Raw genomic sequence first — 21,946 nt, 5'->3', positions numbered from 1 at the left:
TAGGTAGTTCAGGCTACGGGATATGAGCGAGGAGCTGTTGGCCTGTGAAGGGAAGCTCGCTCACCCGCGCCTGGATAAAGCGCGTGCCCGCATTACATAATAGCCCACTTACCAATTAAGGTAATATCCGGATGATTCGCATTTTTAAACCGGATGCGGGAAATGTGGCTTAGGGCTTTTGATATTTGCCTGCTTACACGGGAGCGGAACTGTAAAAGTTATTTTTTGAGAAAAACCGGAATTGAAAACGCGTAAGCGCTTTCGGTATAACTCGCCATAAACTGCACCAGTTTTGTTAAGGAGCCAATTTTGGCTCCTTAATTATTTTACAGCAAAAAAAACACATAGACACTTATTGCTATGGGCTTGCTTAGCAAATTGTTTGGAAACGGGAAACGTCGAATGTAAGATCAATCTGATTCTATTGAAGGATTTAAAACTGCTCCGATTACCTGCCATTTAATTGATGCGCATGTCAGCTCCAGCAGTATCTAATAAATGATTCTATACACGCCAAATACTGCCACTAAAAGCCATCTGCCGCCACTCCCTGGCAACCGATAATCACAACTTATAAATTCACCTGCATCACTTCAATTTATTGAATTATGCAGGGAGAAGACGATCTGAGAGGATTAGCCAAAATCATGGCTTTTATGAGAGCGGTAAGCATCATCATTGTGTTGATGCACTTTTATTGGTTCTGTTACGGGTTCTTTGCCGGGCGTGGCTGGACACTGGAAATCATCGGTAAGATACTGACCAATTTCAACCGCACCGCAGGGCTTTTTTCAAATACGCTTTACACCAAAATTTTTGCACTGGTGTTACTGGCGCTGAGCTGTCTGGGTACTAAAGGCGTAAAAAATGAAAAGATTACCTGGACAAAAATCAATACCGTATTGGTCATTGGTTTTATCCTATTCTTTCTAAACATCCCCCTTTTAAAGTTACCCGCAGAGACTGCCGCTACGCTTTACATACTGACCACCTCATTAGGCTATATCGCTCTAATGGTTGCGGGCCTTTGGATAAGCCGCTTACTGCGCAATAACCTGATGGATGATGTTTTCAACAACGAGAACGAGAGCTTCCAGCAGGAAACCCAGTTGATGGAGAATGAATATTCGGTGAACCTCCCTACAAAGTTTTATTACAAAGGCAAATGGAACAACGGCTGGATCAATGTAGTCAATCCTTTTCGTGCCTCAATCGTATTGGGAACTCCGGGTTCCGGTAAAAGCTATGCTATCGTAAACAACTACATCAAGCAACATATTGAAAAGGGCTTCAGTATGTATATCTACGATTTCAAGTTCGATGACCTTTCCACCATTGCCTACAATCACCTGCTGAAACATACCAACAAGTATAAAGTAAAGCCCAAATTTTACGTCATCAACTTTGACGACCCGCGAAGGAGCCACCGTTGTAATCCTATCAATCCTGAGTTTATGACGGATATATCCGATGCTTACGAATCCGCCTATACCATCATGCTCAATCTTAACAGGTCGTGGATTCAGAAGCAAGGCGATTTTTTTGTGGATAGCCCAATTATCTTATTAGCTGCCATTATTTGGTTTTTGAGAATTTATGAAAACGGCAAATACTGCACGTTCCCACACGCAATAGAATTGCTGAATAAAAAGTATGCGGATGTTTTCACGATTTTAACTTCTTACCCGGACCTGGAAAATTATTTGTCTCCTTTTATGGATGCCTGGCAGGGAGGGGCGCAGGATCAGTTACAGGGGCAGATAGCATCGGCCAAGATACCCTTATCGCGTATGATCTCGCCGCAGCTTTATTGGGTGATGACCGGCGATGATTTTTCACTGGACATCAACAATCCCAAAGAGCCGAAAATATTGTGTGTAGGTAATAATCCTGATCGTCAGAATATTTATTCTGCGGCATTAGGATTATACAATTCGCGCATCGTAAAACTCATCAACAAAAAGGGGCAGTTAAAGAGTTCCGTTATCATAGATGAGCTGCCCACGATCTACTTCAGGGGACTTGATAACCTGATCGCAACTGCCAGATCAAACAAGGTGGCAGTATGTTTAGGGTTCCAGGATTATTCGCAGTTAACCCGCGATTATGGCGATAAAGAAAGCAAGGTAATACAGAATACTGTTGGTAATATTTTCAGCGGACAGGTAGTGGGTGAAACTGCCAAAAACTTATCAGAACGCTTCGGTAAAGTATTGCAGAAGCGCCAGAGCATGACCATCAATCGCAATGATAAGTCCACTTCCATATCTACACAAATGGATAGCCTGATACCGGCTTCCAAAATTTCTACCTTAACACAGGGTATGTTCGTAGGGGCCGTGTCCGACAATTTTGATGAACGCATTGAGCAAAAGATCTTTCATGCAGAAATTGTAGTGAATAACGAAAAGGTTACGGCAGAAACCAAAGCATACAAAAAGATACCGCAGATATTATCCTTTACCGATGAGAACGGAGCGGATAATATGAAGCAGGAAATCGAAGCTAATTACCGGCAGGTAAAAGCAGATATTGTGCAGGTGATCGAAAGTGAGCTGGACCGTATAAAGAACGATCCTGATTTGCAGCACCTGGTGCAACAATAAAAAATGTTGTCACACAAACATTAGAACTTAATGTTTGTGGTCATTCTTATATTGTTTGGCAGTTTTACCAAATGCGCTTTTAAACATTTTGTTTAGATGGCTCTCATCCGTAAAATTCAATTCACCTGCTATCTCCGATATGGTCAAGTCGCTGAATTTAAGCCTTGTTGTAACTAAATTGAGTTTGTAGCGAATAATATAGTCTTTAATCGTGCTTTCCGTCTCAGCCTTAAAATATCTGTTTAGATGGTCGGTCGATTTGCCAAAATGAGTGGCTATACTGCTGATTTTTAGTAATTCACTATCGTAAATGTGCTGCTGTATATATGCCGTAATTTCATGTACCCTGCTTTTGGGGTTTTCCCTTTTCGAAAATAGTGAAATGTTCTGCTGTATATTTCTTGCAATGAAATGAAGCAGCAGAAAAATGATATCCTGGATAATGATCTCATCAAAGAATTGTTTTTTGCCCTTCTCCTTGATCAACTGGTTGATCAGTGCTTTGAATATCGGTTTGTCAGGATCGGATACAATGCTGCCCTGAACGTTATGATGATTATGAAAGATAAATTCCAGTTGTTTATACAATTCGCTGATATTGGCTTTCGTTTCACCAACCCTGCGGTTCTTCACAAAAAAGCCTTTGGTAAAATCTACTATACAGAATTTGGTGGGTGTGCTTATTTCAAAGGTGTGCGCATCTTCCGGCGTAAGCAGGAAAACATCACCCTTTGAAAATTCAAATCGGTTGTTATTAATATTATGTATTCCGGTGCCATCCAAAACATATATGAGTTCAAAAAAATGATGTTTATGCAAGCCGGAATTATTAGATGCCAATTCCTTCACGGTGATTTCCTTATCTGTAAATAGCTGCAACGATTTCATGCAGTAAAGCTACTGAAAAATGTCGGTTTTTTACCTGTTTTACCCTTTCTTCCTTATCTACCTTTGCAAAAAATGAAGTTGTGCCGTGCTATATAATATTTGTAAGGCAGCCGCATTTCCCGGGACGGGCGACATTTCCGCTGAAAGATCAATTAAAGAAAAGTGAATGGCAAATTTGGAAGCAACCGGCGACAAGATCATATTTTACCAATGTATAGGGCCCAATTGCCGCAAGAAGAAAGGCAAGCTATTGGGACATTATATCAAAAAATACAGACTGGAGAAAAAGGTACAGACTGGGACAATGGGCTGTACCGACAGGTGCAGCAATGCGCCCGTTCTGCATCTGCACCCCGATGATATTTGGTTTTCGGAAAAAGATTTAGGAAGCGTTTTTAAAAAATACATACTCAACAGATAAAATTATGACAGAATTAGCCATACCCAACGACAGAGCAAGATGGTCGTTTTCCGATATATGGGAGAAACACGGAGCGGCAATTATAACAGCATTATGTTTGCTGTTCATTCTATTGGCTTGGTGGGCGGGCAAGCAAAATATGCCTACTGCTGAAATTATCCTCTTTATACTGGCTTACGTTGTTGGTGGTCATCAGAAAGCCATAGAGGGATTGACAACACTTTTTAAAGAAAAAGATTTGGATGTGGATCTCCTGATGGTTGTGGCAGCAATCGGTGCAGCATCCATCGGCTATTGGATGGACGGGGCGATACTGATATTCATTTTTTCACTAAGCGGTACATTGGAAGATTACACAATGGAAAAAACGAACAGGGATATCAGGTCTATTATGAAACTTCGTCCGGAAGAAGCTGTTTTACTCGAAAATGGCGTTGAAAGAAAAATAAAGGTAGAAGCACTTAAAAAGGGGGATGTTATCCTGGTTCGGCCAGGTGATCGTATTTCTGCTGACGGCATCATTACCGGGGGATATTCTGCCATCAATGAAGCGTCCATTACCGGAGAAGGCATTCCGGCAGATAAGAAAAAAGGGGATGAAGTTTATTCTGGAACGATCAACGGGCAGGGTGCATTGGAAATAGAAGTAACCAAACCGTCAGAAGAAACCGTTCTCTCCAAGATCATTCATCTGGTACAGGAAGCAAAAAATGAAAAGCCGCCCAGTCAGCTATTCGTTGAACGCTTTGAAAGCATCTATGCAAAAGTTGTGGTATTGGTCGCTATTTTATTGATGGTGCTCCCTCCGTATTTATTTAACTGGACCTGGAGCGATACGATATATAGGGCAATGATTTTTCTTGTAGTGGCTTCACCCTGTGCGCTCGTGTCGTCTATTATGCCCGCAATTCTTTCCGGTATATCCAATGCTGCACGAAAAGGGGTGCTATTTAAAGGAGGTGTTCATCTTGAAAACATTGGAGGCGTTAAAGTAGTTGCCTTTGATAAAACAGGAACCTTAACCTACGGCAAACCTAAAGTGATAGATATTGTACCTTTTTCGGGAATGAGCACGGATGATTTGCTGCAAATTACCGCTTCAGTAGAAACGCTGTCCGAACACCCCATAGCAAAGGCCATTGTTCGTGAAGCGAAGGATAAGAAACTGGATCTTTCCAAACCAAAGGAACTGCAAGCCATTCATGGTCTGGGTGTTCATGGTATTTTAAATGGTAAAGAATATAAAATCGGTAAAAGGGATCTTCTTAAAGATATAAATATTACTGATGAAGATCAGAAAAGAGCCACCGGTATAGAAGAGCAAGGCAGAACCGTGATTTTTGTTGCTGCCGACGGTCATGCCATAGGTCTGATCTCCGTGGAAGATACGATTCGCCCACAGGCAAGAAAAGTCATTGAAGAATTAAAATCAAAAGGTATTAAAACCGTCCTATTAACCGGTGATACCCAAATAACCGGCAAAGCGATAGGTAAACAGGCCGGCATCAATTTAGTGTATTCAGAACTATTGCCCGATCAAAAGGTGGACGCTGTTAAGAAGCTGGGAGAAAAATACGGCAAGGTGGCAATGGTAGGCGATGGTGTCAATGATGCGCCCGCTTTGGCTACTGCATCGGTCGGTATTGCAATGGGAAGCGGAGGAACGGATGTTGCAATGGAAACCGCAGACATTATCCTGATGGCTGATAATATCGAAAATATTCCATTTGCGATTAATCTTGGTCGCAGGGCCAGCAGTGTTATCAAGCAAAATATCGTGTTCGCCATAGCAGTGGCATTAACACTCATTACGCTCAATTTTATAGGTGAGGGTAAAATAAGCCTGCCTGAAGGAGTTGTTGGTCATGAAGGCAGTACAGTGCTGGTTATTTTAAGTGGATTAAGATTATTGAGATAATGCAGGAGCGATATAATATTGAAGAGTTCAATGAAATTCTCCTGCACCGCAGGAGCATATACCCCTATCAGTATGCAAAGGGCAAAGTCATTCCCGATGCCATCATTTGGCAAATTCTCGAAAATGCAAACAGAGCGCCCAATCATAAGCAAACAGAGCCGTGGCGATTTTGCGTTTTTTCGGGCGGGGGCCTGAAATATTTTGGGCAATTACAGGCTGGTATTTACAGGGAATTTGCAGCAGACAGTTACCAACAGGACAGGTATAAAAAACTTATTGAATATCCGTTAATGTCTTCCCACGTTATCTCTATCGGGATGAAGCGGAGCGGGGCGGATAAACTGCCCGAAATTGAAGAAGTAGAAGCCGTAGCCTGTGCTGTCCAGAATATGTTCCTAACTGTTACCGCTTACGGTTTGGGATGTTATTGGACAACGGCAGGTATCACGTACTTTGAAGAGGCAAAATCCCATTTCGGGTTAGAAAGAGCGGATAAGCTTTTGGGCTTTTTGTATATTGGTTATGTTGAAAAACCGGTGACTGCCATCTCAAAACGGAAGCCGATCGGCAGTAAGGTAAATTGGATTGATAATATAGAAGGAATTAAACCGCCCGACTGACGTAAAGGAAGAATGCGATGCACTTTTAAGCGTCTATTTTTCAATTTATTACCCTTTATTGTCTATCCCGAACCTTTTTTATATATTTGCGAGGATGTTGCGTAAGAACTTAGCCATAGTGTTTTTTGTTATTGCCCAGGTAGTATTACTTGGACACGGCGTTATTTCGCATCATCATCACGAAAAATTCACGGCACACAGCCATAGTCATCAGTCCCACGATACGCACGAAGGCTGCGTGGATTTGGGAAACTTATTTTCCCATATTCAACATACAGGAGAGCAGATAACATTCACTAATGACAGAACAGATGTATCGGTGGCAAAGGAATTGTCCCAACCGTTTAATGCTGTCATTTTTGATTATCGATACCCCATTGAATATATCGTTGCTTATCAGCAGCATACCTTTCCACCGGATAGGAACATAATTCACCAATCACCGCACTATAGCGCCTACTCCCTCCGAGGTCCTCCCTCTTTCATCGTTGCTTAACTTTCACCCTCTGAAAGTTAGAATTTGATTTATGCCCTTCATATCAGGGCAAATAGCTTCTTTTTACAATCAATCTTTAAAAAACGATGAGAAAATCATTCATAATAGCGGCATTCGCTGCCTTTGCTTTTACAGCTTGCAATAACAACGAAAAATCTTCGTCTGACAACAACTCCAATTCTGAACAATCTCCAGCCACTCCTGCGGTTAACCAGGATAGTATTGATAAGGCTCATGGACATTCCCATGACCCGGCAGGTAATCATGCACCAGCGGTGAATCAGGACAGTGTGGGTAAGGCTGCACCTGCTGCAAATCAGGACAGTGTTGACAAAGCTCACGGGCATAAGCATTAATTAATCCCCGGCACATTCTTCTACCACTTATATTTTAGCGTTCTATCGCTATAATATGCCTGTGCGTATTCCTATAAGTAATCCGAAGTTTGTGCCGATTAAATTCAATGTTCTAAATGAGATATATAAAAATAGTTTTATCAATAACCTTGTTATTATTGATAACAGGATCGGTGTATGCCCACGGAGTTGACGGGGATACCCAGGCATTCCTGAGCGGAAATTCGGGAGTAGCTTTTGTGCCGTTTCTTTATATCGGGGCAAAGCACATGCTTACCGGCTATGATCACCTGCTGTTTTTGGTAGGTGTCATCTTTTTCCTGTACCGGCCAAAAGAAGTATTGCTTTATGTGAGTTTTTTCACCATTGGACACAGTATAACCCTTTTGCTGGGAGTGCTGGCAGACATGGCCATCAACGCTTACCTGATTGATGCGATCATTGCATTGTCCATCGTGTATAAAGGCTTCGACAATTTGGGCGGTTTCCAACGCTTTTTGGGCTATCAGCCCAATACCAAAGCAGCGGTTCTGATCTTCGGTCTTTTCCACGGTTTCGGGTTAGCCAGTAAATTACAGGAATTAAATTTTGACAGGACAGGACTTCTGACAAACCTCATCGGCTTTAATATCGGCGTGGAAATAGGTCAGTTTATAGCCTTAGCCCTTGTGCTTTTTATCATCACCAATTGGAGGCGGTCACCAAGTTTCATGAAGTTTTCTACCCTCACCAATACCCTGCTTATGGCAGCAGGTTTTCTATTGTTCGGCTACCAGTTGGTCGGTTATTTTAACTCTTAAAAAAAATCAAAATGGCAGAAATAACGCATCAAATATTAGATAAAAGATCCATAGTCAAGCAGGTAGTTATTGCTTTGGTTGTTGGAGCGGTACTCCTGGTAAGTGCCGTACTTCCGGCAGAATATGGGATAGATCCTTTGGGTATTGGCAAGGCAACAGGATTTAGCAAGTTGTATGTTGGCGATGCTGGTACGGAGACATTGGCTTCGGGACCGCATAAAGTATTGCAACTTGAGAACGTTGGCTCCGGTGCAGATGTACCCAAACCTGCGGCGGCGGATAACCCGGCTCCTGCTACACCGCTTGCAGAGCGTACCGATGAAGTCAGTGTGGTCATACCCGCAGGAAGGGGACTTGAACACAAAGTAAACATGCAAAAATATGGCTCCCTCAAATACGCATGGATTACGGACAAAGGGGAATTGTACTTTGATTTTCACGGAGAGGTTAAGGGCAATAGCAATTATTTTGAAAGCTACACCATTGCTTATTCCAATAACGTGGCAGGCTCTTTCATCGCTCCGTTTGAGGGACCACATGGCTGGTATTTTAAAAATAATTCCAATGAGGATATTCCTGTCAAAATAAAATTGAAAGGACAGTATCTCCCTAAACAATAAAATCATAACAACATCATGACATGTTAAATAAAATCATTCATTTTTCAATTAAGAATAAGTTGGTAATAGGTCTGTTTACCCTGGCATTGATATGCTGGGGTACTTATTCCGTTACCAAACTTCCGATAGATGCCACACCTGATATCACGGATAATCAAGTTATGGTCATCACGGTGTCGCCTACATTGGCGGCACAGGAAGTGGAGCAACTGGTAACCTTTCCTGTGGAACAGACAATGGTCAGTATTCCGGGGATCAAGGACATGCGTTCCTTTTCACGTTTCGGACTATCCATTGTTACCATTGTTTTTAACGAAGGGGTAGATATATACTGGGGGCGACAGCAGGTGCAGGAACGCCTGACCATAGCCTCAAAGAATATTCCAGAGGGAGTTGGAACGCCGGAAATGGCCCCTGTTACCACAGGGTTGGGCGAAATATTCCAGTATGTGATCCACCCCAAGAAAGGTTATGAGGATAAGTATGATGCTACTGAACTCAGAACCATCCAGGACTGGATTATCAAACGGCAGTTATTGGGAACACCGGGAGTTGCCGAAGTGAGCGGCTTTGGAGGTTTTGTAAAGCAATATCAAATTGCAGTAGACCCTGATAAGCTGGCAAGTCAGAATATTACCATATCCGATATATTCACAGCACTGGAAAAGAACAACCAGAACACCGGGGGAGCGTATATTGACAAGGGGCCGAACGCTTATTTTATCCGTAGTGAGGGCCTGGTAAAGAACATTGAAGAAATTAAAAACATCGTTGTTAAAAAAGAAGGTGGTGCGCCCGTGTTCATCCGCGATGTTGCCCAGGTGGGTTTTGGCATCGGCCCCCGCTATGGTGCAGCTACCAGGAACGGACAGGGTGAAACGGTTACGGGTATCGTTATGATGCTGAAAGGAGCCAATTCATCAGCAGTTATTTCCAACGTAAAGGCGAAAATCGCTGAAATACAGAAAAGTCTTCCGGAAGGCGTTGAAATAGAACCATTCCTTGACCGCAAAAAACTGGTAGATGGGGCTATTTCAACGGTTTCGACCAATCTTATTGAGGGAGCTTTGATCGTGGTCTTTGTGCTGATTTTATTTCTGGGAAATCTTCGTGGCGGGCTTGTGGTCGCATCGGTCATTCCTTTGGCAATGCTCTTCGCCATCTGTATGATGAACCTGTTTGGTGTTTCCGGTAACCTGATGAGCCTTGGAGCGATTGACTTCGGGATCATTGTCGATGGAACAGTTATCATAGTGGAGGCAGTCATGCACCGAATAACCGGAAGCAGAGCCCGTTATGGTGGGGTGGAAAAACTCACCCAGGACCAGATGGATGAAGAGGTCTATGAAAGCTCACGCAAAATCCGTTCGGCTGCTGCATTCGGCGAAATCATTATCCTTATCGTTTACCTCCCACTGTTGGCATTGGTTGGCGTGGAGGGCAAAATGTTCACGCCAATGGCTCAAACGGTGTCTTTCGCCATTTTAGGAGCCTTTATCCTTTCTTTTACTTATGTTCCTATGATGTCTGCTTTGGTGTTAAGCAAGAAAACCGTGCATAAGCAAAACTTTTCCGACCGGATGATGAAGGCTATACAGAAAGTGTACGCTCCGATCATCAATGGTGCAATGAAGCGCAAACTTCTGGTGGTATCCATTGCGGTTGCACTGTTTGTTATCACGCTCATCACCTTCAACAGAATGGGCGGTGAATTTATCCCGCAGTTGGACGAGGGTGATTTTGCCGTGGAAACAAGGGTTCCCGTTGGAAGTTCGATAAATCAGATGATAAGCGTTTCCCAAAAGGCACAAACCATCTTGCTGAAGAATTATCCCGAAGTGAAACAGGTGGTCAATAAAATAGGTTCCGGTGAAATCCCTACTGATCCCATGCCGATTGAAGCGGGAGATATGATGGTAGTGTTAAAGCCTAAGAAAGAATGGACAAGTGCAGAAACACGGGAAGAGCTTATTGAAAAGATGCAGCAATCCCTGTCTGTTATCCCAAATGCGACGTTCAGCTTCCAGCAGCCCATCCAAATGCGCTTCAACGAACTTTTAACCGGTGCAAAACAGGATGTGGTATTGAAAATTTATGGAGAGAACCTGGATGTATTATCCGATTTGGCTTCTGAAGTGGGTAGGAAAATCAAGTCCATTGAGGGCGTTGAAGACCTGTATGTAGAAGAAATAACCGGTTTGCCACAAATCAACATCAAGTTCAACCGCGATAAGATCGGGCAGTACGGAATGAACGTAGAAGATGTAAACAGTGCTATCTCAGCGGGATTTGCGGGCGAGGTAGCAGGTCTGGTCTATGAGGGAGAGCGCCGGTTTGATCTGGTGGTCAGGCTCGACAGTGCTTCCCGCGTGGATATTACCGATGTACAGAACCTGTTTGTGAGTACACCGGATGGGCAACAAATCCCTTTAAGCGAAGTTGCAGAAATCAGCTTTAAGCCAGGCCCTGTGCAGATACAACGGGATAACGCTAAAAGACGGATCACGGTAGGCTTTAATGTCCGTAACCGCGACGTTAAGAGTATCGTAAAGGATATTCAGGATGTTATTGCTGCCAAGGTAAAAATGCCTGCGGGTTATTATGTGACCTATGGCGGACAGTTCAAAAACCTCGAAGAAGCCAATGCCCGGCTTGCAGTTGCGTTACCCGTAGCCTTGCTGCTGATTTTGGTGCTTTTATATTTCACTTTCCATTCTTTAAAGCAGGGATTGCTGATATTCAGTGCCATCCCATTATCGGCTATCGGTGGCGTGTTCGCATTGCTTATACGGGATATGCCTTTCAGTATATCTGCCGGGGTGGGATTTATCGCGCTCTTTGGAGTTGCCGTCTTGAATGGTATTGTATTGATTGCAGAGTTCAACCGACTGGAGAAAGACGGTATATCGGACATTTATGAGCGGGTGCGTATTGGCACAAGTGTAAGGCTTAGACCCGTGTTGATGACGGCAACGGTGGCCTCATTGGGCTTTCTGCCAATGGCATTATCATCATCATCAGGTGCGGAAGTACAGCGTCCATTGGCAACCGTAGTAATAGGTGGATTGATTACAGCTACGGCGCTGACTTTGGTCGTGTTGCCGGTGCTATACATCTATTTTACCCGTCCTCCTAAAAACAAGAAGATGAAAACCGTACCTGTAACAATTTTACTTTTCGGGTTATTCCTGTTGCCGATGCTCGGCAATGCACAAACCCCAACAAGAGCATTGACCTTGCAGCAATCCATTGATGAAGCCTTGAAGAATAACGCACAGGTAAGAATTGCTAATTACGATATCAATTTACAGCAGGCGCTCAAAAAAGGCAGCGTTACAATGCCCAAGACGGAATTGTCTTATACACAGGGTGTCGTCAGTAATCCCACTATAACGGATAACCTGCTCAATGTCGGACAACGCATAGACTTCCCAACGGTGTACGGCAACCAGTCGAAGCTGGCGCAAGAGAAAATAAAGAGTAGCCAGGCATATAAAGCCGTGACAGAAAATGACCTGGCACGTAGCGTGAAACTGGCGTATGTTCAGTACCAATACGCATTGGAACGAAAAACACTTTTGGTGCAGCTCGATAGTATCTATGTAAAACTAAGCAAGGCCAGCAATTCAAGGTATAGAACAGGGGAATCGACCAGTTTAGAGAACATTACCTCATCGGTTCAGTCCAAGCAGATCCAAAATGAACTTGAAAGAAGTGAGGCCGATATTAAAATCGCCAAACAGCTTCTCCAAACACTTCTCAACACTACGGACGATATTACCATTGCTGATACCGTACTGGTTGCAAAAGAGCTATCGTTGCCGCAGCAAAGTGTTTCGCCTGCGGACAACCCATTGTTAAGCTATCTGCAACAGGAAATTGCGGTAAACCAACGGAATACGGCTTTGGAGAAAAGTAAAATGTTGCCCGACATTATTCTTGGATTTAGCAGTCAAACATACAGAGGGACACAATTCATAGACGGTGCTGAGCGAACTTTTACGGGAAGAGACAGGTTTAACTTTTTTCAGGTTGGAGCAGCCATTCCTTTATTTCCGGGCGGTTACAGATCAAGGGTAAACGCCTCCAGGATCAGTGAGCAGAAGGCAAAGGCAGAAGTGGAACTTACTGCTACGAACCTGAACGGAAAACTGAGAGAGCTGGTGCAGGAGTACACCAAATACCAGAAGTCGCTCACCTATTATCAGCAAGAGGCTTTGCCGCAGGCTGATTTGATTATAAAGAACTCCGATAAAAGTTTCAGGAGCGGTGATATTTCTTATACCCAGTATTTGCAGAACCTCACCCTATCCAGCAATATCCATTCGGAATACCTGGATAACCTGTATAACTATAACCAGATAGTGATTTCAATAGAAGCGATTTTAGGAAACAAGTAATCAAAATTTTTTAAGCAATGACAAAATTATCAATAAAATATTTGCCGCTACTGCTCTTCGCAATGATAGCAGTATCCTCTTGCAAAGACAAAAAGGAGGGCAACACGGAAGGTAAAGAAGTTCCCGAACAGGCGACGACCGACACCGCGGCAAATGGTGTTAAAACCATCACGTTTACAGCCGACCAATTTAAGTTATCCGATATTCAAACAGGGGCAGTCGAAAGCCGCAACCTCAGTAGCATTATAAAAATGACAGGTGTCATCAATGCTAAACCCGGAAGTGTTGCCTCTGTATCAGCGCCTTTAGGCGGATACATTAAAACATCCGGTTTACTACCTGGACAGCAGGTAAGAAAGGGACAGGTATTAGCCACACTGGAAAACCCTGAATTTATTTCTATCCAGCAACAATACTTAGAGAGCATAGGTCGGCTTGAATATTTAGATGAGGAATACAAAAGACAACAGCAACTAAGGGAGGAAGATGTCAACGCTACCAAAACTTTCCAGCAGGTAAGCTCCGACCTGAAAGTAATGAAAGCCAAAATTTCGGGATTGGAACAGCAGATGGCTTTGATAGGGATCAGTAGTTCGGCTTTGAAGAAAAGCAACAGCATTTCAAGAACGGCAAACATATATGCCCCTATATCCGGATATGTAAAAACAAGTAATGTGGACATCGGAAAATATGTAGCATCCACCGATGTACTTTTTGAAATTATGGGAACAAGCGACCTGCATCTTGCATTGAATGCCTTTGAGAAAGATTTAGGTAAGATCCGTATAGGACAATCGGTTAAATTCTCCTTATCCAACGAAAACAAATATGACAGAACAGCAAAGGTATATCTCGTTGGACAGGCTGCTAACGACAATAAGATGATACCTGTGCATTGCCGTTTTACCCAGGAATCCGGCTTACTTCCGGGCATGTATGTAAAGGCATTACTTGAAACCGGTACGGCACAACAGAGCGCAGTTCCATCCGAGGCCCTCGTCCAGTTGGAGGGAACGGACTATATTATTGTTGAGACAAAACAGGAAAAAGGCAACCACACGTTCCAATTAATCCCGGTTTCAAAAGGTGTAGAGCAGACAGGCTATACAGCTATTGAATTGCCATCAACAGTCGATGCAGGGCAGCTCACTGTTGTTGTCAAAAACGCTTATACTATTTTATCCGCAATTAGAAATGCCGAGGAAGAAGAATAAAAGGAAAAGGAGATTTGTACCTCCGCCCCCAAAGAAAGGAGGTATAAATCAAAGGCGTTCGTCAAAAATATTGAAGTACGTTCTGATTGCTCTTGGAATAATTCTGCTTATAGTTTTACTAATAGTATCAGTCGTTATATCAAACATAGGGACAGGACACACTCATTAAAATCCTGATAATATGAATTATTTACAAACTTTTTTTTCCCGGCAATTCTTTTGGGAAATCATACGCATCATTACAGTGGGCATTGCCAGCCTTCTGTATTATTTAGAAATCATACCACTTCCTGTCCTGCTGGCAGCAACGGCTTTTGGTTTATACTCATTACTGAAAACTGCTGTACTGGAACTTATCAGAGAGCGGAAAATCGGGACGGAATTATTTATTTCTATTGCAGTCATTGTATCTGTCATAGGTAAAGAATACCTGGCGGGTTCAGTGGTGTTGATGATCATCCTGATTGCTGAATATATTGCCAGTGCAAGCGGTGAAAGAGCCAGAGCCTCCATCAAGGAACTGATCGGCTCTGTACCACAGACAGCCATTTTAAAAAAAGACGGCAAAGAGCAATCCGTATCCATTGCATCGCTCACGGTAGGTGATGTTTTGGTAGTAAAGGCGGGTGAAAAAATACCCGTTGATGGCAAGGTGCTGGCCGGTTCGGGATCAGTAAACCAGGCCCCCATAACAGGCGAAAGCGTACCCGTGGAAAAAACCTCCGGGATAGATGTTTTTGCGGGTACGATACTGGAGTTAGGTGCTTTGGACGTAGAAATGACCAAAGCGGGAAAGGACACGGTATTTTCAAGGATCATCGCTTTGGTAGAAGAAGCGGAAAGTAGTAAAGCCCCGATTGAAAAATTGACGGATAAGGTAGCCGCATGGCTGATACCATTTGTTTTCCTTTTTGTAATAGGCGTTTACTTAGTTACTAAAGATGTAAAGCTGGTCATTGCCCTGCTTATTTTCACTTCGCCTGCTGAATTAGGGCTGGCTACTCCTTTGGTAACCATTTCAGCCATAGCCAGGGCTGCCAGAGAGGGTATCCTTGTTAAAGGCGGTAAATTCCTGGAAGAACTGGCAAAGATAGAAACCATCGTTTTTGATAAAACCGGCACATTGACCATAGGCAAACCGACTGTTAACCAAATTGAAATATTGGATGATCGATTTACCGAGAGGGACTTGGTGCAGTTGGCGGCTTCAGCCGAAAACCGTTCCAGTCATCCCCTTGCCAACGCGATACTGATGTTTGCGAAAAATCTGGGTGTTTCACTATCGGAGCCTACGGCTTTCGATGTATTCAAAGGAAAAGGTATCAGTTCAGTCATAAACGGCAAAAAGGTATTAATTGGTAATAAAACGCTGATGGACGACCATACGATTCCCGTATCCGTCAATAGTAAGAACCAGACCGATACGGCCATCTACATGGCAGTAGATGGCAGTGCAGCATCGGTGTTTTATGTGTCAGACGCTATACGCCCCGGCGCAAAAGAAATGATTGAGGAATTAAAGAGAAGCGGTGTAAAAAACATCATTATGCTCACAGGCGATAACCAGCAGACCGCCGGGCATGTGTCGCAGCAGTTAGGCATTACGTCATTCAGAGCGGATATGTTGCCCGAAGACAAAATCCGTGCAATACAGGATCTGCAAGCCAATGGCGAAAAGGTGGCGATGGTGGGAGACGGCATTAACGATGCCCCTGCTTTGGTGCAGGCAAATGTGGGCATTTCAATGGGGATGGTGGGTACACAAGCCGCAATGGAAGCTGCTGATATTGTTTTAGTAGAAGATAAGCTGGAGAAAATAGCCAGGTCTAAGGCCATCAGTAAAAAAGCATTCAGGACTATCAAGGAAAACATTATTGGCGGGGTGGGCATTGTTCATGTCGTGGGTATTACACTCGTGCTTCTTGGTGTATTGGGACCTGTGCAGGCTGCCATTATTCACCTGTTACCCGATACATTGGTCTTTTTAAATTCAATTAAGCTTTTAAGAATAAAAATTTAGTTATCGTTTATTTATTCACTTTTAAAAATCAAAAAAAATGAGAAAAATCAGATTGATTGGAATGTCATTAATGCTTGCAATGACGACTTTGGCAGTTAACTCAGCAATGGCTCAACAGACAGGTCACGGCGCTGCTCCTCACGGTGGAAAAATGGTAGATGTTGACAAGTACCATATCGAAATGGTAAAAGGAAACAATCTGCTTTCCTTCTATGTGCTGGATGCCAATGCTAAAACATTAGGTAAGCCCGCCACCGGCTCTGTAGAGTTTGCTTTTGAAAATGGCACAAAATCAACTTCAGATCTTAAAGCGGATAAAAATGGAGCACTAACAGTTGCATTACCTAAAAACGGCATTCATACAAATTGCACCGTTACTATAACTGTTGAGGGCAAGAAATTAGTTGGAAAGTTTAAAAATGAGGTTTCTGCTGCTGACAAAGCACACGGCCATCAGCATTAATTTTTCAATAAACCATTACAGTGATTAATGGCTGTAGTGAAAAACCAATAAGGCTTTGAGGATTATATCTTCAGGGCTTTATTTATCTAAGACAAATACTGTTTGATAATCTATAGCTAATGACGCTATTACAATCTTTCAAATTCAACTAAAAGAAACCAAAAAAAAGCTATTGTAACCCAAAAATGTCCTTATCCGTAATGCAAAATATTGTCCACTACTCTTTACACTTCCTTTTTCCCGGCTTAGTCGCCTTTGTATTTTTCAAAAAGGAATGGAAGCGGGTTTGGATGATCTTATTAACTACAATGCTTGTTGATATGGATCACCTATTTGCAGAGCCGATATTCGACCCAAACAGATGCAGTATCGGGTTTCACTTCCTGCATTCGTATTATGCAATAGTTGTGTATGGATTGTTACTGCTGTTCGGAAGCAAGATAATCAGAATTATTGCACTTGGTCTATTGTTTCACATGGCAACCGATTTTCAGGATTGCCTTTGGTAGCAACTTAAACAAACATGGTATAATGGAAAAAAGACCTTTACTAAAAATATTTACAGAACCTTTTAAAACATTGCGGAATACCACTTTCGCAAGGCTTTATTTTGCCCAGATCGCAAGCCTGTTCGGGGATGCCTTTACCTGGTTGGGACTGGCGTTGCTTACGTATGAAATCAATCCCGGTAACGCTGCCGCTATATTGGCATCGGCTCTTACATTACGGGTTACGGCGTATATCATTTTTTCGCCCTTTGCAGGTGTAGTGTCTGAAAAGTTTCAGCGCAAACAAATATTGCTGATAACGCAGTTTGCAAGAATGGCAATCGTGTGTATGCTTCCTTTTGTCAACGCTGAATGGCAGGTGTACGTATTAATATTTTCGCTCAATGTATTTGCTGCGTTCTTCACGCCAACATACAGGGCTATTATTCCGCAGATAGTAGCCAAAGATATATACAGGGAAGCCAACGGTCTGTCAATGGCTACATTCCAGTTGTTGAGTGTTTTTGGTCCGGCACTGGCAGGGATCGGGGCAGTGTGGTTAGGCGCGAAACAGATATTCTTTGTAAACGGCACAACCCTTTTAATTGCGATACTATTTATTCTCACCATTCCTAAGACATCATTGCAGAAGGGGATCAATACTGCCGATAATGCAATGCCCAAAAAGACGTGGGGCGAAGTATTGAAAGGTATTCGCTTACTGTTCGGAAATAAGATTGTGCGTTTCGCCTTGAGTATCGAATTTATATCGGCCATTGCAGGAGCAATGGTATTGGTTAATACCGTTGGCCTGGTAAAAACATCCCTGCAATTGGATGATAAGCATTATGGATGGATAATGTCTGTATTTGGTGTTGGCGCGGTCATTACAGCATTTTTGCTGGGTAGTTTGGATAAGAGCAAAACACGCAGTAAATCACTGATAAGCGGTGCTGTTTTAATTGGTATAGCTATCAGCCTTGCCAACTTCGTTCCGTACAGCGGGTTGCTTTTTTTATGGGTGTTGGCGGGTATCGGGCAAACACTTGCCGACATGCCCTCCGAAACGCTGATAGGCGAAAATATCGAACCCCAGGACCAGGGTAAAGTATATGGTGCACATTTCGCGTTCTCTCATTTATGGTGGGCAATAGCTTATCCGATAGCCGGTTTTTTAGGCACGAAATTCCCCGATAGAGAATTTTTGTATGGTGGTATCCTCACGTTGGTCTTAGCGATCATTGCCGTTTTAGCCCTTAATCGCCGCAAAACAATCATTAAAAAATAGATGGATGAAATAATTACCAAATAGTAAATCTATGTAGTGACACCCATTCATTACTACCCTCCAGTGAAAATTCAAAATAACCGTATGGAAAAATTTTATACTGAAACGCTTCAGAAGTTGGAAACAGAAATCAAAGAATTAGAGATTGAAGCCGATTGCTCAATAGAGCGGATAGAAGCTGTAATAGAGCTTATTATTAAATACTTATCCGATGTAAAAGATTTTGTCCTTAAAAAAGGGTTTACGAATATAGATGCGGAGATTCGTTTTTTCAAATATCAGAAGCCGCTTATTGTTTCCAAACTGATATACTATAATGCTATTTATAAAATTGAAATAAGAAAACCGCACGGGGCAAAGGCTATAAGAAAACATCTTAAAAAAGAATTGAAAAAGCTCAAAAGGTTCTTTGACAGCAACCTCGATTTTTATAAATATTATCGCAACAATTATTCCTTTCTTGACGAGAAGTTCTTTGTGCGGGGTAAGCATGATATAACGCTATGCCTGGATACTTACTATTTTCAGTCCGACCATACCTTTTCAACCTCACACGATTACAAGGTGGCTAAGATAATGGCGAACGACTTAATACAGCTATACCTCGAAGACCAGCTTTATCACATAAAGAAGCACCTGTTATTGAAACGGCCATCCCTCACAGCTCTTAACTGGACCGCCAGTAAAGCTGCCATGATAGAACTTATTTATTCGCTCCACTATCAGGGTGTTTTTGATAACGGGAATAGTGATATTAGGTTGATTGCGGAATATTTTGAGAGAGCTTTCAATATTGATTTGGGAAACTTTTACCATACCTATCTCGAAATTCGGAACAGGAAAATTAACCGCACCAAGTTCCTTGATGCGTTACGGGATGCGCTCATTAAGAAGATGGATGAGCAGGACGAGAGATAACGGGGCTTTATACCAACTTTACCAATTGAGGTAATGGTTTAATTTTCTACGTTTTATGAATTTAAAAAGCAGTTTCATGAATGGAAACTGCTTTTCTTTAATGGGTTACTACTAAAAGATGATCCCTAACCTTTAACCTTATCCTATGGAGAACTAAATATACGAAATGGTTGCCTCAAAGATAGCTATTTTATATTTTTATCGTATGAAAGCAGAAATACGGCTACCGGATAATTTTACCGAATACAGAAGTGATGGCATATTCTCCAACCTGACCAATGAGATTGATTACCTGGTAGTGGAAGCCATTAAATACAAACCGCTTTCAGCAGCTTTAACAGCGTGGGACTATTTTGGTGTAGTCTAGTGGAATGATGACATCGGGTATTGGTGCGTAGAAATATGGCAGTTTAACAAATACAAGACAACTCACATATCCGAATCTTTCGAAGATCTTATTCAGGAAATCCAGGAAGCGTATGGGTATAAATAACAGAACTAAATAGCGCTGTTGTTATGTCATCCAAGCTTTTAAATTTTCAATTATAGGAAAATATCCCTCATCCTGATTTGCGATCTGCAATCTTTTGGCTACCGCCTTTCTTTTATCAGATCCAGCACGGAGGTAAACTTCCAAACATCGCTATCATACACCCTTTTCCGATCCGTCTCGTTTTCCATCACATCAGAGGTAGTACCACCGGTTGAAATTTCCTCCAGGTCTTCCAGCAAAGTGGCCTTGCCGGATTGTTCAAGAAAATGAATGGCATCCGCTACAATTCTATATAAAACTAACGGCCCTATTACATTCGTGCTATGGAAGAGTGCAAATGAATAAGATCTGTTTTCAGTATAAGTGATCGCAGAAACCACTGTTTCCTCTTCGTAATTCTCTTCCGTATCATCCGTAACAGCCGTGTAAAATTCAATAAGGACATTTAGTGCCAGCAGCTTATCTGTATAGGCAAAATTTGTATCCTGTCCATCTTCGTCAACAAAAGGCTGAAGCCCGATGCCGTTATGTTTAACTCTACTTTGTCAAATTCGTAAATACAGTGATCTTCTGACCAAACGCTTGTCTGGCGGTTGTTTCGATAGGATGTGATCCAATAAATCTTCGAGGCTTCGTTTCACAAAATGAAGCGAAGATTTGATTGTTTGAATAACATCCTGTGTTGTTAACCACAATTTCTCGTGCTCATAGTGTATTCGTTTTTCCTGGTTTAAGAATAATTGAGCCAGCATAATCATGGCCATATGTTTTAGCCAGCTCTCTTCACTGCGTGTTTGGTATTCGTTCAACCCCAGTTCTTTTTTTCCTTCCCGGAAAGCTTTTTCTATAAAGTAGCGTTTGCATTGCCGGTATGCCAATTCTTGTATCGAGGCACCCGGGCAATGACAAAAACTGTATTTTATGGTTCCATCTTTGTCTTCCCTGATCAATAAACTTACCAATTGCTTTCGATTGGTCAGCGGATTTATAATATAGACCTCTCTGGAATGGAACCATGCCTGCAATTTTTTTCCACCGCTTTGATGCCGCACGGTAATAAATTTCCATTGGGTTGGCTGCAAACTGGCAGCATATGCTTTTATAGAGACGGACGGCCGGTTCGGTTTTGCAAGCTTCGATTTACGGCCTCTTGCACCCGGCTGCTGAACGGGAACACGCATTTGAAAAGGCTCTAGCCAGATGTGTAAATTGTCCTGTACATCGGCTACGAACTCCATCTCGTTTTTAATCAAATCCGCCAGGAGTGCAGCATCCCGCCCATAAAAGGCATCGAAACATACCCAGCGAACGGGTAGTTTCAGCTCCTTCATTACATGCCGGATGAGGTGTTTAGCCTGCTCAATTTTGCTGCCATTAGTGGCTGTTCCAAATAAAGAGGCTTGTACGAGATTCACAAGGGAGCCCGCACACAAGGCACCAAAAACACCTACCTGACAGTTCTCAAGTTTGCCTACCTGGCCGCAATATTGACGTTTCACCCCTGCAGAATGGCGTCCTTTCTTAGGATTTCCGGCTTCATCGATAATCAGACAACTATCTTCCGTAAGATGTAGGGATTCGATAAGTTTCCAAAACTGCACCGTCACTACATCCATCACCTGGCGGACGTTCCATTTAGACTGCGTGATAAAATGATGTAAGCGTTGTTGATTCGACTCCTGAAGTTCCATGGCCATCTGCTGGCAATTGCGGCGACGACAAAGGAGCAGTCCCTTTAAATAAACCAGGGCATTGCCCGATACCTTACGGGTGAGTGTGAAAAAAAGAAACTCAAAACGGAGAAGAAAATTCAATAACCGACTCTCTACGAGTCGGAAATTATATATTTTCGTCCCATAGTTTTTTTTATTTACACCCCGTGGGTTTCTACTCGTGGGGTGTGTCTTTTTTCTGACCGCTAAATTACGTGAATTCCG

17 protein-coding genes are annotated in these 21,946 nt (G+C 42.7%); 14 read left to right on the top strand and 3 right to left on the bottom strand.

Features of this window, described 5'->3' with window-relative positions; genetic code table 11:
- Positions 1 to 608: 608 nt before the first annotated feature.
- Complete coding sequence (gene mobC / locus ACMXI2_RS09615; protein WP_434363121.1) at positions 609 to 2,606, top strand: conjugal transfer protein MobC; 1,998 nt, start codon at positions 609 to 611, stop codon at positions 2,604 to 2,606.
- 27 nt (positions 2,607 to 2,633) lie between these two features.
- On the opposite strand, the gene ACMXI2_RS09610 is transcribed toward mobC, so the two are convergent.
- Complete coding sequence (locus tag ACMXI2_RS09610) at positions 2,634 to 3,494, bottom strand: AraC family transcriptional regulator (protein WP_298939022.1); 861 nt, start codon at positions 3,492 to 3,494, stop codon at positions 2,634 to 2,636.
- 425 nt (positions 3,495 to 3,919) lie between these two features.
- Here ACMXI2_RS09610 and ACMXI2_RS09605 point away from each other — a divergent pair, with 425 nt between their 5' ends.
- The 13 genes from ACMXI2_RS09605 (at position 3,920) to ACMXI2_RS09545 (ending at position 19,883) form a co-directional block, all read left to right on the top strand.
- A complete protein-coding gene (locus ACMXI2_RS09605; RefSeq protein WP_298939024.1) occupies positions 3,920 to 5,833 on the top strand; it encodes a heavy metal translocating P-type ATPase in 1,914 nt (637 codons plus the stop codon).
- Positions 5,833 to 6,453 carry a nitroreductase family protein gene (locus tag ACMXI2_RS09600; protein WP_298939025.1) on the top strand — a complete coding sequence of 207 codons (621 nt, stop codon included), beginning with the start codon at positions 5,833 to 5,835 and terminating at the stop codon, positions 6,451 to 6,453. The genes ACMXI2_RS09605 and ACMXI2_RS09600 overlap by 1 nt, the downstream gene beginning before the upstream one ends.
- A gap of 582 nt (positions 6,454 to 7,035) precedes the next feature.
- Complete coding sequence (locus tag ACMXI2_RS09595; protein ID WP_326991502.1) at positions 7,036 to 7,305, top strand: hypothetical protein; 270 nt, start codon at positions 7,036 to 7,038, stop codon at positions 7,303 to 7,305.
- Between the two features lie 158 nt (positions 7,306 to 7,463).
- Positions 7,464 to 8,105 (top strand): HupE/UreJ family protein, encoded by a 642-nt coding sequence (locus ACMXI2_RS09590; RefSeq protein WP_326991503.1) that lies wholly within the window; start codon positions 7,464 to 7,466, stop codon positions 8,103 to 8,105.
- An 11-nt stretch (positions 8,106 to 8,116) separates the two neighbouring features.
- Positions 8,117 to 8,725, top strand: coding sequence for a hypothetical protein (locus ACMXI2_RS09585; protein ID WP_483781432.1), 609 nt, complete (start codon positions 8,117 to 8,119; stop codon positions 8,723 to 8,725).
- A 20-nt stretch (positions 8,726 to 8,745) separates the two neighbouring features.
- Positions 8,746 to 13,125, top strand: coding sequence for a CusA/CzcA family heavy metal efflux RND transporter (locus tag ACMXI2_RS09580; protein ID WP_298939029.1), 4,380 nt, complete (start codon positions 8,746 to 8,748; stop codon positions 13,123 to 13,125).
- A gap of 17 nt (positions 13,126 to 13,142) precedes the next feature.
- Positions 13,143 to 14,339, top strand: coding sequence for an efflux RND transporter periplasmic adaptor subunit (locus ACMXI2_RS09575; RefSeq protein ID WP_298939030.1), 1,197 nt, complete (start codon positions 13,143 to 13,145; stop codon positions 14,337 to 14,339).
- Between the two features lie 181 nt (positions 14,340 to 14,520).
- Positions 14,521 to 16,359, top strand: a complete 1,839-nt coding sequence (locus ACMXI2_RS09570; protein ID WP_326991504.1) for a heavy metal translocating P-type ATPase — start codon at positions 14,521 to 14,523, stop codon at positions 16,357 to 16,359.
- 37 nt (positions 16,360 to 16,396) lie between these two features.
- The gene (locus tag ACMXI2_RS09565; RefSeq protein ID WP_298939031.1) at positions 16,397 to 16,822 is read left to right on the top strand and encodes a hypothetical protein; all 426 of its coding nucleotides are present in this window, start codon (positions 16,397 to 16,399) and stop codon (positions 16,820 to 16,822) included.
- Between the two features lie 185 nt (positions 16,823 to 17,007).
- Positions 17,008 to 17,331, top strand: a complete 324-nt coding sequence (locus ACMXI2_RS09560; protein WP_483781431.1) for a DUF6122 family protein — start codon at positions 17,008 to 17,010, stop codon at positions 17,329 to 17,331.
- A gap of 22 nt (positions 17,332 to 17,353) precedes the next feature.
- The gene (locus ACMXI2_RS09555; RefSeq protein WP_298939033.1) at positions 17,354 to 18,598 is read left to right on the top strand and encodes an MFS transporter; all 1,245 of its coding nucleotides are present in this window, start codon (positions 17,354 to 17,356) and stop codon (positions 18,596 to 18,598) included.
- Between the two features lie 84 nt (positions 18,599 to 18,682).
- A complete protein-coding gene (locus ACMXI2_RS09550; protein ID WP_298939034.1) occupies positions 18,683 to 19,516 on the top strand; it encodes an RteC domain-containing protein in 834 nt (277 codons plus the stop codon).
- A 205-nt stretch (positions 19,517 to 19,721) separates the two neighbouring features.
- Positions 19,722 to 19,883 carry a hypothetical protein gene (locus ACMXI2_RS09545; protein WP_298939035.1) on the top strand — a complete coding sequence of 54 codons (162 nt, stop codon included), beginning with the start codon at positions 19,722 to 19,724 and terminating at the stop codon, positions 19,881 to 19,883.
- Between the two features lie 224 nt (positions 19,884 to 20,107).
- Here ACMXI2_RS09545 and ACMXI2_RS09540 read toward each other — a convergent pair whose 3' ends face one another.
- Complete coding sequence (locus tag ACMXI2_RS09540; protein WP_326991506.1) at positions 20,108 to 20,389, bottom strand: hypothetical protein; 282 nt, start codon at positions 20,387 to 20,389, stop codon at positions 20,108 to 20,110.
- Between the two features lie 165 nt (positions 20,390 to 20,554).
- Positions 20,555 to 21,823 carry an IS701 family transposase gene (locus ACMXI2_RS09535; RefSeq protein WP_326991507.1) on the bottom strand — a complete coding sequence of 423 codons (1,269 nt, stop codon included), beginning with the start codon at positions 21,821 to 21,823 and terminating at the stop codon, positions 20,555 to 20,557.
- Positions 21,824 to 21,946 lie beyond the last annotated feature (123 nt).

Source organism: Chitinophaga sp. G7 BAM 1005, from assembly GCF_057126945.1.
Note: the sequence above shows the minus strand (reverse complement) of the source record. Positions and strands in the feature narration are given on the sequence as shown.

Excerpts from the sequence above, each read along its gene's own strand:
- mobC (WP_434363121.1), top strand. The coding sequence starts at position 609 with ATGCAGGGAGAAGACGATCTGAGAGGATTAGCCAAAATCATGGCTTTT.
- ACMXI2_RS09610 (WP_298939022.1), bottom strand. The coding sequence starts at position 3,494 with ATGAAATCGTTGCAGCTATTTACAGATAAGGAAATCACCGTGAAGGAA.
- ACMXI2_RS09605 (WP_298939024.1), top strand. The coding sequence starts at position 3,920 with ATGACAGAATTAGCCATACCCAACGACAGAGCAAGATGGTCGTTTTCC.
- ACMXI2_RS09600 (WP_298939025.1), top strand. The coding sequence starts at position 5,833 with ATGCAGGAGCGATATAATATTGAAGAGTTCAATGAAATTCTCCTGCAC.
- ACMXI2_RS09595 (WP_326991502.1), top strand. The coding sequence starts at position 7,036 with ATGAGAAAATCATTCATAATAGCGGCATTCGCTGCCTTTGCTTTTACA.
- ACMXI2_RS09585 (WP_483781432.1), top strand. The coding sequence starts at position 8,117 with ATGGCAGAAATAACGCATCAAATATTAGATAAAAGATCCATAGTCAAG.
- ACMXI2_RS09580 (WP_298939029.1), top strand. The coding sequence starts at position 8,746 with ATGTTAAATAAAATCATTCATTTTTCAATTAAGAATAAGTTGGTAATA.
- ACMXI2_RS09575 (WP_298939030.1), top strand. The coding sequence starts at position 13,143 with ATGACAAAATTATCAATAAAATATTTGCCGCTACTGCTCTTCGCAATG.
- ACMXI2_RS09570 (WP_326991504.1), top strand. The coding sequence starts at position 14,521 with ATGAATTATTTACAAACTTTTTTTTCCCGGCAATTCTTTTGGGAAATC.
- ACMXI2_RS09565 (WP_298939031.1), top strand. The coding sequence starts at position 16,397 with ATGAGAAAAATCAGATTGATTGGAATGTCATTAATGCTTGCAATGACG.
- ACMXI2_RS09560 (WP_483781431.1), top strand. The coding sequence starts at position 17,008 with ATGTCCTTATCCGTAATGCAAAATATTGTCCACTACTCTTTACACTTC.
- ACMXI2_RS09555 (WP_298939033.1), top strand. The coding sequence starts at position 17,354 with ATGGAAAAAAGACCTTTACTAAAAATATTTACAGAACCTTTTAAAACA.
- ACMXI2_RS09550 (WP_298939034.1), top strand. The coding sequence starts at position 18,683 with ATGGAAAAATTTTATACTGAAACGCTTCAGAAGTTGGAAACAGAAATC.
- ACMXI2_RS09545 (WP_298939035.1), top strand. The coding sequence starts at position 19,722 with ATGAAAGCAGAAATACGGCTACCGGATAATTTTACCGAATACAGAAGT.